Annotated in this window: 8 protein-coding genes; 7 read left to right on the top strand and 1 reads right to left on the bottom strand. The window is 52.5% G+C overall.

The window, feature by feature from the left end; translation table 11 throughout:
* Window positions 1-143: 143 nt before the first annotated feature.
* The 7 genes from ACQY36_RS07485 (at window position 144) to ACQY36_RS07455 (ending at window position 8390) form a co-directional block, all read left to right on the top strand.
* Window positions 144-1022 carry a hypothetical protein gene (locus ACQY36_RS07485; protein WP_428078634.1) on the top strand — a complete coding sequence of 293 codons (879 nt, stop codon included), beginning with the start codon at window positions 144-146 and terminating at the stop codon, window positions 1020-1022.
* A 108-nt stretch (window positions 1023-1130) separates the two neighbouring features.
* A complete protein-coding gene (locus ACQY36_RS07480) occupies window positions 1131-3323 on the top strand; it encodes a tetratricopeptide repeat protein (RefSeq protein WP_428078632.1) in 2193 nt (730 codons plus the stop codon).
* Window positions 3324-4556: a glycosyltransferase family 4 protein gene (locus ACQY36_RS07475; RefSeq protein WP_428055751.1), complete on the top strand. Its 1233-nt coding sequence runs from the start codon at window positions 3324-3326 to the stop codon at window positions 4554-4556.
* The gene (locus ACQY36_RS07470) at window positions 4556-5791 is read left to right on the top strand and encodes an acyl-CoA dehydrogenase family protein (protein WP_428055753.1); all 1236 of its coding nucleotides are present in this window, start codon (window positions 4556-4558) and stop codon (window positions 5789-5791) included. The genes ACQY36_RS07475 and ACQY36_RS07470 overlap by 1 nt, the downstream gene beginning before the upstream one ends.
* 5 nt (window positions 5792-5796) lie before the next feature.
* Window positions 5797-6594 carry an electron transfer flavoprotein subunit beta/FixA family protein gene (locus tag ACQY36_RS07465; protein WP_428055755.1) on the top strand — a complete coding sequence of 266 codons (798 nt, stop codon included), beginning with the start codon at window positions 5797-5799 and terminating at the stop codon, window positions 6592-6594.
* A 5-nt stretch (window positions 6595-6599) separates the two neighbouring features.
* Window positions 6600-7592 carry an electron transfer flavoprotein subunit alpha/FixB family protein gene (locus ACQY36_RS07460; protein ID WP_428078630.1) on the top strand — a complete coding sequence of 331 codons (993 nt, stop codon included), beginning with the start codon at window positions 6600-6602 and terminating at the stop codon, window positions 7590-7592.
* Window positions 7593-7928: 336 nt separating this feature from the next.
* The gene (locus ACQY36_RS07455) at window positions 7929-8390 is read left to right on the top strand and encodes a type IV pilin protein (protein ID WP_428078628.1); all 462 of its coding nucleotides are present in this window, start codon (window positions 7929-7931) and stop codon (window positions 8388-8390) included.
* Between the two features lie 184 nt (window positions 8391-8574).
* On the opposite strand, the gene ACQY36_RS07450 is transcribed toward ACQY36_RS07455, so the two are convergent.
* A partial coding sequence (locus ACQY36_RS07450) for a hypothetical protein (RefSeq protein WP_428078626.1) occupies window positions 8575-8868 on the bottom strand: 294 nt, incomplete at its 5' end.

Raw genomic sequence — 8868 nt, 5'->3', positions numbered from 1 at the left:
GAAAGATATAAAAGGCTTGTATTGTTTTTTTTTTTTGATAAATTGGGGAAAGACCGATTGGGTCGTATCCCCTCGCATACCTCGCTTAAACTCTTTTCTCCGGGGATATTTAGGCCATTCCCGCAAGGATGGAAGGAGTTTCTATGAAACGTATTTTTATTGCCTTATCTTTGTTATGTGTACCATTATTGGCATTCTCAGAAAACAAAATCAAAATGGTAACGTACTTTCCGGTGCCGTATGTGGCATACAGCAAGATTAACGCCAGTAAACAATTAGACATAGGCTTAACATCCGCCTGTGAAATGAATCTGGGCTGTTCAGAGTCTGGAGCTTTGGGTATTCGCCCGTTACAGGCCACAACAGTTAATTTGAACCGGGGAAAGCTGGATTTAAACACGGCGGCGGCTGTAAAGAGCACGAATATAACTTTAGGAAGCGGTTCTGGAGAGGCGAATATAGATTTCTCTGCAAACCTGCGTATCGGTACGTTAAACAACGGCTATAGCCTGGAAGCTACGGATATGACGGTGGACGAACTCAAGTTGTTTGCGTCGCATATGCGTACGGGAGGGGAAAAGTTCCCGTCGTGCGCGGCAACGGGTGCCTCTGGTGCGCCGCAGGTATCTTGGCAGAAGGTAAAACTCAAGAAAGCGGAAGAAGTGTATCTGGTATGCGGCACGCCGGAAGAAGGGGAAGTTGAAGAAGAAAAAGATTGTTCCGATTATGATTATAAAGTATCGCATAAAAGCGAGTGCTGCCCTTCCGCTCTGAAGACGGATACGGATTGCTACTTAACATCAGGTAAATGGGAGTTTACAAGTAATGAACGAGTCGGTTCATCTGCAGCAGGCGATAGAGCTTATAGTTGTCCTCAATATAAGGCTTGTTCCGTTGAAGGAGAGATATGTGAATCTTGGGCGGGTTGTGTGCAACAGCAACATGGAAGAGAGTGGGATACTGTATGTTATATTAAACTTATTCATACCTGTAAGCTTCAATATGAGAAAAACAATTGGTAAATAAATTATATTACACCCCGAGGCGCTAAGGAACTCGGGGTGTTTTATGCGTATGCGGCTGGATGTTCTTTTCTCTTGTTTAACGGCCCAATTTGGTATAATTTGTATATGAGAAAATGCTTCCTTTTGCCCGCTTTTTTTGCCGCGGCCTTTTTTGCGCCGCAAGCCGCCGTTTCGGCCCCGGCCGCGGTAAGCGCGCCCGCGTCTGCCGCGCGGCCGGCCAATCTTCAGCCGGCGGGGGAAGATGCCGCCAAAACCGTCAGCAAATCCGCGCTGGCCGCCACGCGGGTGGACAGCAAATTAAACGAAACCGTTTTGCACCGCAGTGTGCTGGATTATTACCTGCCGGCCGATATCTCGGCCGTGGCCAAAAAATGTGCGGCGGGAGAAACGGACGAATGCTATTTTTCTTTTAAAACCTTTGAAAATTCTCCGGATAAGCAAATCGCCGCCGCGGCCAATTTGGAGCTGGCGGTTATGTCTTTGCAGCGGGGGCTGGTGAAGCAGTCTTTAAAATATATAGACCGCGCCTGCGAATTAAATCCCGACGACCCGTTTGCCGAACTCACGCGCGGCTGGCTGCTGCTGTCCGCCGGGAAGTATAAAAAAGCGCGCAAAGCCTTCCAGGATTTATTGTATTTGACGGCGGATTTTGAATACGTTTCCTCCGCCAAGCTGGGCACCGCGCTTGCGTGGTATTTTAACGGCAAAAAAGAAGAAGCCGCCACGGAACTGCAGTACCTCTATACGTCCAATCCCTATTCCATTTCGTTCGTGTCGTATATGCTGGGGCGCATTGCCTCGGAAATGAAACCCTCGCGCAAGCTGGCGCCGGTGTTTTTACAGCAGGCCCTGTCGCACGACGAGAAAAACTACGCTGCGGTGGAACTTTTTGCCAAACTTTCCGAAAAAGAAAAAAACAAACTCCGCGCCTGGCAGTATTATGCCACCCTCTACAGCTTGGACCCGGAGAACGAAAAACTCGCCAAGAAAATAGCCAAGTATTCCAAAGAAATGGGCGATAAAAGCATTGACTACCTATTTTACCTGCGCCTGGAACAGCCCATCGTGCACGAAATGGTTTCCACTCCGTCCGAAAAAGTGAAAATGGCGCTTTACGCCAACCGCGAACAGGTGCCGCAGGAACTGCAGTCTTTTTCCTTAATGCCGTCCGGCACCATGGCCGTAACGGACGAAAAGCTGGGCTCCGTGCTGCGTTCTTCCTCGTATGTGGAAAAAACGGTGGAGTTCAACCCCGAAACGGGCGGCGTGGACTTTAAAAACGCCAAAGGGCACGTGGAATTTTCGGCCAAGCGTCCGTTTACCGTTACGGTGGAAAACCCCAACAAAACCCTGCTGGTTAAAAATGCGCGCACGTCCAATATCTTTGCGGCCGATTTAAGCGACAAAGAGCTCAAAGGCTCGCTCCTGGTGGTGCCGACGCCCGCCGGAATAAAACTTATCAACGAAGTATACGCCGAAGATTTAATCCCCGCCCTGTTAGCCACCCAGGTGCAGGATATCACGCACGAGGCCGCGCTGGAAGCGCTGGCCGTGGTGTTCCGCTCCGCTCTTTTGCAGGCGGCGGCCGACCGTCAGGGCGAGCCGTACCATATTACCGATAACGACGAACACTTTAAATTCAAAGGTATTAACCTGATTTTTAAAACGCTTTTGGACGCGTCCAAAGAATCCGGCAAAATCCGTCTGACCGAGGCCCAGGCCGGCGCATATGCCGACTGCGGAGTCCTCGCGGCCGACGCGCTGGAAAACACCGCGGACAAACCGGGCTATGTCTTCTCGCCCGCCAACGTAAGCAAGTATATCCTGTCCAACCCGCCGGCGGATTTGTATTCCCGCCCGCAGGACCCGACCCGCTGGTCCGGCATTAAATGGATGTATATTTACGACGGAAAAGAGATAGAAAACCGTATCGCCCACAAACACAACATCGGCAAACTGCGCGCCGTTACGCCTACGTCGTTTACGCCTAAAGGCCGCGTTTTGTCCATGCGTTTTGAGGGCAGCAAAGGCTCGTACGAAGCCAAAACCCCGCAGGAGGTCGCGTTTATTTTAAGCGCGGGCACAATGCGCTCCAACCTGTTTGACGTGGTTCCGCTGTATAAAGGGAAAAACATCAAAAGCGTCTTGGTGCGCGGTTATGACACGGGGCTCGGTTACGGGCTTTGCCTGCACGGCGCGGACGGTTTGGCTAAAGAGGGGGCGGACTATATGGCGATCATCAAGTATTACTTTCCCGAAGCCCGCATCCTGAATACTACGACAGGGACAATCAACTAAATGGAAAAAACCAAAATTCTGTATTTCATCACGCGGATGGACCAGGGCGGTGCGCAGGCCAGCGTGCTGATGACGTTAAAAACCTTAAACAAACAGCAGTTTGAAGGCTATTTAGCCGCCGGACCCGGCGGCCGGCTGGACGGAAAAGTGAAAAACGACACGAAAAACGTCTTTTTCATTTCCGCCCTGCGCCACGACATCCGCCCCAAATACGTGTTTCACGATTTGGCGGCTGTTATCCAGATGGGCCGTGTTCTGCGCCGCGTAAAGCCGGACATCGTGCATACCAACGCGCCCAAAGCGGGCGTGCTGGGGCGTTTGGCGGCGCGTCTTTTCTGGCGCAAAGCCAAAGTGGTGCATACGTTCCACGGGCTCGGTTTTGCCAAAGAACACGGGGCCAGGCAGTTTAAATTTTTTGTGGCGGTGGAAAAATTCTGCGCCAAGTTCACCGACGTACTGGTGTTTGTTTCCCGCCGAAACGCCGCCGAAGCCAAGCAGCTGGGTATTGGCAAAGGGGTGCGCAGCGAACTGATCCGCGCGGGCGTAAACTTCAGCCCCATCCTGCCGTTAAAGTTTGATCCCGCGGCCAAAAAAGCTTCTTTAAAAATTCCGGCCAACGCCAAAGTGGTGCTGGCGCTGGCAAACTTTAAACCGCTTAAAAACCCGATTCATTTCGTGCTGGCCGCCTACAAAGTGCTCAGCCAAATGAAAAACGTGTACTTTATTTTTACGGGTGAAGGGCCGCTGAAAGAAACGGCTTGCAACCTGGCGAAAAATCTGGGCATTGAAAAACAGGTGCTGTTCCCCGGCTGGAGAAGCGACGCGCTGGAACTTCTGGCCATCAGCGACGTGTACGCCAGCGTATCGCTTAGGGAAGGGCTGCCGATGTCCCTTTTGGAAGCCATGAGCATGCGCGTGCCCGCCGTCTGCTACGATGTGGACGGTATCGGCGAAGTCATCACGAATAACAAAACGGGCTTTTTGGTGGCGCCCAACGATATCAACACGTTTGCCGACAAATTAAAAGTGCTGCTGCGCCACGCGTCTTTGCGCGAACGCTTTGAAACCGCCATTGACCACCGCGATTTTTCGGAATTTACGGCTTCTACCATGGTTAAAAAGCAGGAACGGCTGTACAGAAGCCTGGTGCCGCCCACCAAGAAAAACGGCGGAAAAAGACGTTTTTTCAGACGCCGCAAACCCTTCAAAAAATTTCATCAGGGAGAGAGATAATGGACTACGCTATCAACGAGCTGGAGCAGGAAGTTCTCAACACTACGCGGGAACTCGCCCAGAAAAAACTGAAACCGCTGCGCGCCGAAATGGACGCAAAGGAAACCTTTTCCCGGCAGATGCTGGAAGAATACCGCAAATCCGGCATTATGGGCCTGTGGCTGCCCGAAGAGTACGGCGGCCTGGGCGGGGGGATTACCTGCCTGGCCATGGCGTTTGAAGAGCTCTCCCGCGTATGCGCCGGCCTGGCGCTGACCCCGGGCACGAGCGCGCTGGGCGCGATTCCGATGTTTTTGGCCGCCACCAAAGAACAGCGCGAACGCTGGTGCCCCGATTTGGCGAGCGGCAAAAAACTCTGGGCGTTTGCACTCACGGAGCCCGAAGCCGGCTCCGACGCCACCGCCTTAAAAACCACCGCCATTAAAGACGGGGACGAGTACGTCGTCAACGGCACCAAACACTTTATTTCCACCGGCAAAGAAGCCGATTTCTACACCGTAGCCGTCAACACCAATCCGGCCCGCGGCGCGCGCGGCATTTCGCTTTTGGTGATTGAAAAGGGCACGCCCGGCTTTTCCTTCGGCAAAAAAGAAGAAAAAATGGGCATCCGCTCCAACCCGACCTATGAACTGATTTTTGAAAACGTCCGCGTACCGAAAGAAAACCTGCTGGGCAGCGAGGGCCGCGGCCTGCTCTATTTGCAGGAAACGCTGGACTATTCCCGCCCCGGCGTGGCGGCGCAGGCCGTAGGCATTGCGCAGGGCGCGCTGGATGAAACCATCCCCTATCTGCGCACGCGCAAACAGTTCGGCCAGCCGATTATCACCTTCCAGGCGCTTGGGCACAAAGTGGCGGAACTTGCGGCCAAGACCGAGGCCGGCCGCGCGCTTGTGTACAGCTTAACGCACCGGATGGACGAGGAATTTTTACCCGCCGTCAAAAATGCGCTGGCGAACGGCACCACCGTGCACGATGAGCTCAAAAAGTTAAAAGGCGCGCGCTGGACCAAATACAGCGCCGAAGCCAAGCTGTTCTGCTCCAACGTGGCGATGGAAGTGGCCGACGAGTGCGTAACCCTGTGCGGCGGCGTGGCGTATATGCGCGATTTTCCGCTGGAAAAATATATGCGCGACGCCAAAATCACCCAAATTTACGAAGGCACCGTGCATATTCAAAAGAACGAAATCATCACGGCCCTTATTAAAGAATACGCCGCAAAAGGCGACGAGGAGTAATTTTTATGCATATTGTAGCCTGTGTTAAACAGACCCCCAAATCCGACAACGTGAAAATTGACCCCGCCACCGGGTGCTTAATCCGCTCCGGCGCCGCGAGCGCAATGAACCCCTTTGACGAATACGCCCTGGAAGAAGCCGTTACGCTTAAAGAACAGGCGGGCGGCGCCGTCTCCGTCATTACGATGGGCCCGCCGCAGGCCGAAGCCGTCCTGCGCGACAGTATCGCCCGCGGGGCGGACAGCGTCTACCAGCTGGGCGATATGGCCTTTGCCGGTTCGGACACGTGGTCCACGAGCTATGCCCTTTCCAAAGGCATTGAAAAAATCAACTCCATCCGCCCGGTGGATTTGATTATCTGCGGCAAACAAACCAACGACAGCGACACCGGCCACATCGGCCCGCAGATTTCCGCCTGGCTCAAAATGCCCAACGCGGCGTTTGTTAAAAAAGTGGTGGAAGTGAAAGAAAAATCCATCGTGGTGGAACGCCTGACCGAAGACGGAAGCGAAGTGCTGGAACTGCCGTTTCCGTGCGTGCTGTCGGTAGTAAAAGAAATCAACAGCCCGCGCGTACGCAGCGTAAAAGGCCGTATGGCCGCCAAACGTGCGGAAGTAACCAAGTGGACGGCGGACGACATCGGTGCGGACAAAACCATGCTGGGCATTAAAAACTGCCCCACGCGCGTGGTAAAATCCTTCGTACCTAAGCGCGAAGTGTGCGCCGTCGCGGTGGAAGGCGCCAACGGCAGGGAAAAAGCCGCCAATTTGGTCAAAATCTTAAAAGACTGCAAATACATTTAAAGGATATGACGATGAAAGATTTTAAAAACGTTTGGATTTTTGCCGAGGCCCAGCGCGGCAAGTTAAGCCCCACGGCCTTTGAACTTTTAACCGCCGGACGTAAACTGGCCGACGAGCTGGGGGAAAAACTCTGCGCCGTGCTCGTGGGATACCGGGTGGAACAATTCGCCAAGGAATTGTTTGAACGCGGCGCGGACATAGTGTATATCTGCGACGATGCCGCGCTTGAAAACTATTTGGACGACGTATACGCCAAAGTGCTCGCGGATATGGTTGCGGCCTATAAGCCCAATAAATTTTTACTGCCCGCCACCAACCTGGGCCGCTCGCTTTCGGCCAAAACGGCTGTTTTCGTGGGCACCGGCCTGACGGCGGACGCCACCGAAGTGCTGATTAATAAAGAAGACGGCCAGCTCCACGCCACCCGCCCGACGTTCGGCGGCAACTTGATGGCCACCATTACCTGCGCGCATACGCGCCCGGAGATGTGCTCGCTGCGTCCGATGTCTTACGAAAAAGCGCCGCTTCAGGCGGGCCGAACGGGCGAAACGGTGCATTTTGCGTTTGACCCGGCCAAGCACACCACGCTGGCGAAATTTATGGAATTTATTAAAAGCCGGGGCGACGGGCTGGATTTGTCGGAAGCCGAAATCATCGTGGCCGGCGGCCGCGGCGTGGGCAAAGCGGAAGGTTTTGAACTCTTACACAAACTGGCGGACCGGCTGGGCGGTGCGGTGGCGGCTTCTCGCGCGCCGGTGGACAGCGGCTGGATTGATTACCGTTACCAAATCGGTTTAACGGGCCGCACGGTAAAACCGAAGCTGTACATTGCCTGCGGCATTTCGGGCCAGATTCAGCATATGGCCGGGATGAGCGGCTCGGACGTGATTGTGGCCGTCAATAAAGACCCGGAAGCGCCGATTATGAAAGTGGCCAATTATGCTATTGAGGGCGATTTGTACGATGTCGTTCCCGCGATGCTGGAAGCGTTGAAATAACGGCCCGGACGCGTTTTTGTTTTAACCGGCGGACAAGGTTTTCTTGTCCGCCGGTTTTGTACTTTTCCGGCACCAGAAAAAGGGGCTTTGCAGATTTTACGTTGCTTGGCAATATTGTTTAAATAGTGTGGCTTCACTACTCGGATGTACCCGCATAGAAAACCGTCCCCGGAAAACTTTTACATCCCCAAATGTTTCTCTCCCAACTATCTAAAAGTACCGTATATTGCCAGGCCCTGGATAAGGCCAGAGCTCCAGGGCCTGGAAGGCCTTGATTTGTTTTTTTTTTTTGATAAATTGGGAATATCAACTTATATAAATAGGGGGATATGTCCCGTGCAAAAAAGCCTCGGATTTACGCTTATAGAGCTGTTGGTGGTCGTTTTAATTATTGGTATTTTGGCGGCAGTGGCACTTCCGCAGTATGAAAAAGCGGTGGAAAAAAGCCGGATGACCGCCGCCATTACCATGGCCCGTACCGTGCGGGATGCACAGGAAGTATATTATATGGCAAACGGACAATATACCAACGATATGGAAGCGTTGGATATTCAGTATGAGTGCCCGAAGGGTTTTATTTGTACCATCCGTGCGGAGGAAGACCAAAAAATCACCTTTGACCGTCAGGGTAAAAAATACGGTTTGATTATGGGTTTTCCGCACCGCAAGGTCAAAGCGTTAGCTACTATGTACTGTTACGCGTTAACCAGTAATACCGACGGCGTACGTTTTTGCCGGGGATACGGTTCTCCTATGACGGGATATTCGGACTCTTACACCCGTTACGAAATTAAATAGTTTGCCGGACGATATAATAGGACCGGGCCGCTTTCATCCCAGAAGGCGGCCCGGCCGTTGTTTACACACAAATTTCCGCTTTTAACGTATTAAATAGGCCTGTCCGCCGTCCAGCGCAACGGGCGGCTCGGAGCCGTGTCCGTTTTGCCGTTTTTGCAGGTCTTAGCCCTGTTTATAAAACGCCTCAAGGCGGAAAAATGTTTTTACTTGTTTGAGCGAAGCGAGTTGTAAAACGCGCCGCGTAAAACTGGATTTCAGGAGCACCGGCCGGCAGTCTTTTTGTTCCTTTTTCTGCTGTCAGAAAAAGGAAATATAACCTTTTGCTTCTTTTAGAAATAAAAGAAGAAAGATATAAAAGGCTTGTATTGTTTTTTTTTTTTGATAAATTGGGAGAAGACCTATTGGGTCGTATCCCCTCGCATCCCTCGTTTAAACTCTTTTCTCCGGGGATATTTAGGCCATTCCCGTAAGGATGGAA

The organism is Candidatus Avelusimicrobium alvi, assembly GCF_958451995.1.
Classification (GTDB): domain Bacteria; phylum Elusimicrobiota; class Elusimicrobia; order Elusimicrobiales; family Elusimicrobiaceae; genus Avelusimicrobium; species Avelusimicrobium alvi.
This window is presented reverse-complemented; position numbering and strand designations above follow the sequence as displayed.

Coding starts and splice junctions, on each gene's coding strand:
- ACQY36_RS07475 (WP_428055751.1), top strand. CDS start 3,324: ATGGAAAAAACCAAAATTCTGTATTTCATCACGCGGATGGACCAGGGC.
- ACQY36_RS07465 (WP_428055755.1), top strand. CDS start 5,797: ATGCATATTGTAGCCTGTGTTAAACAGACCCCCAAATCCGACAACGTG.
- ACQY36_RS07480 (WP_428078632.1), top strand. CDS start 1,131: ATGAGAAAATGCTTCCTTTTGCCCGCTTTTTTTGCCGCGGCCTTTTTT.
- ACQY36_RS07460 (WP_428078630.1), top strand. CDS start 6,600: ATGACGATGAAAGATTTTAAAAACGTTTGGATTTTTGCCGAGGCCCAG.
- ACQY36_RS07470 (WP_428055753.1), top strand. CDS start 4,556: ATGGACTACGCTATCAACGAGCTGGAGCAGGAAGTTCTCAACACTACG.
- ACQY36_RS07485 (WP_428078634.1), top strand. CDS start 144: ATGAAACGTATTTTTATTGCCTTATCTTTGTTATGTGTACCATTATTG.